The organism is Nonomuraea sp. SBT364 (assembly GCF_001083785.1).
Lineage (GTDB): Bacteria > Actinomycetota > Actinomycetes > Streptosporangiales > Streptosporangiaceae > Nonomuraea.
In genome coordinates this window covers 1-1,450 of the sequence record NZ_LAVL01000347.1, presented here as the reverse complement: position 1 = coordinate 1,450, position 1,450 = coordinate 1, and the positions used below count along the sequence as shown (strand labels likewise).

The following is a 1,450-nucleotide window of genomic DNA, read 5'->3' as shown; positions in this document are numbered from 1 at the left end:
CGGTGACGCGCTGGGCCTGCTGGGCGACGTATTCGCGCTCCTGGAGGACCGGGCCCTCGAACCAGCGGACACGCTCGACCGGGATGCCTGCGGTCGCGGCGATCTGTTCCGCGGTCTCACCGGCTGCCGAGGCCATGCCGCCGTCCATTGGAGGCGACCAGTCCTCCTCCGAGGACACCCGCGCAGCCACCGAGAGCAACCGGGCGTCCCTTGAGGACGACCGCCCGTCCGCCGAGAGCGATCGCGCAACCACCGAGGACAACAGCGCGGCGCCAGCCCAGAGCACCCGCGCAGCCACCGTGGACGACAGCGCACCCGCCCAGGACGACCACGCAACCGCCGAGATCGACCACGCACAGAACGACCGCGCACCCGCCCAGGGCGACCACGCAACCGCTGAGGGCGACCACGCGTCTGCCGGGAGCGGCCTGCCACTCGCCGGTGACAGCCGGGACCAGGCGTCCGACGCCCCCGCCCCCCCGGCACCCCCCGTTCCTGTGGCGACCGAGACCCCCGCGGACGCGGCGGCCGTCGCCGAAGCAGCCCCTGCCGGGACAGAAGCTTCCACCATCGAACCCGCCGACGCGCCCGCACCTGCGGCGACGGTGCCCCCGGTCCCGGAGACGCCTGCCGCCTCCACACAGACGCCACCTGCCACCGCCCCGACCCCGGCGCAGCCCGTACAGGAAGAGAACACCACCGCCGCCACGCCCGCGAGCGCGGCACCGTCCACCACGGATGCGCCGGCTCAGGACACGGCTTCACCCGCGCCGCCGACGCCCCGGAGCGAGGCCCCGTCGGCACGCCGGGACGAGGCTCCCTCGACCACCGAGAGCACAACGCCCTCGGCATCCGAGACCACGACACAGCCGGCCTCCGAGGCGAGCGAGAAGGCGACCACCGAGCCCGCTGTGCCCGCTGAGTACGTCGAGCCTGCCAAGACCGACGCCACCAGCACCGACGCCACCAGCACCGACGCCGCCAAGACCGACGAGCCAGGCGAGCCCGCGAAGGCCGTTGCCGCCGCGGTTCGCGAGTCCGCGAAGGCCGCCGAGCCCGCCGAGCCCGGCGTCCCGGCCGAGCCCGAGAAGCCCAAGGCCCCGGCTGACGAGGTCGGCGGCAAGAAGCCCGTCGCCGAGCCCGGCGTACAGGCGGAGACCGAAGGCAAGGCCAAGACGGCGCCGAAGCCGACGCCCGGGCCCAAGCCGGTGGCCGCGGCCCGGCCGAGCGAGGAGGACGAGAAGGACAAGGCCGCGGCCAAGGAGGAGCCCGCGGTGCCCGTACCCTCTCCCCCGCCGGCCCCGGCCGCCCGCCAGCCCCGCAAGGGCTCTCGCGGCCGCCGCGCCTCGGTGCCGACGTGGGACGAGATCATGTTCGGCGCCCGCCGCCAGGACTGACGCCCCAGCCACACCGGGCCACCCCCGGCCCGGTGTGGCTGGGGCGTCAGTCC

General features: G+C 75.6%; 1 protein-coding gene and 1 pseudogene. One reads left to right on the top strand and one right to left on the bottom strand.

The window, feature by feature from the left end; all coding sequences use genetic code 11:
- Positions 1-124 (bottom strand): annotated as a pseudogene (sepH, locus tag ADY59_RS50935) (septation protein SepH); the annotation flags it as partial.
- Positions 125-911: 787 nt separating this feature from the next.
- Here sepH and ADY59_RS47270 point away from each other — a divergent pair.
- On the top strand, positions 912-1,397 hold the full coding sequence (locus tag ADY59_RS47270; RefSeq protein ID WP_049577927.1) for a hypothetical protein: 486 nt from the start codon (positions 912-914) through the stop codon (positions 1,395-1,397).
- Positions 1,398-1,450 lie beyond the last annotated feature (53 nt).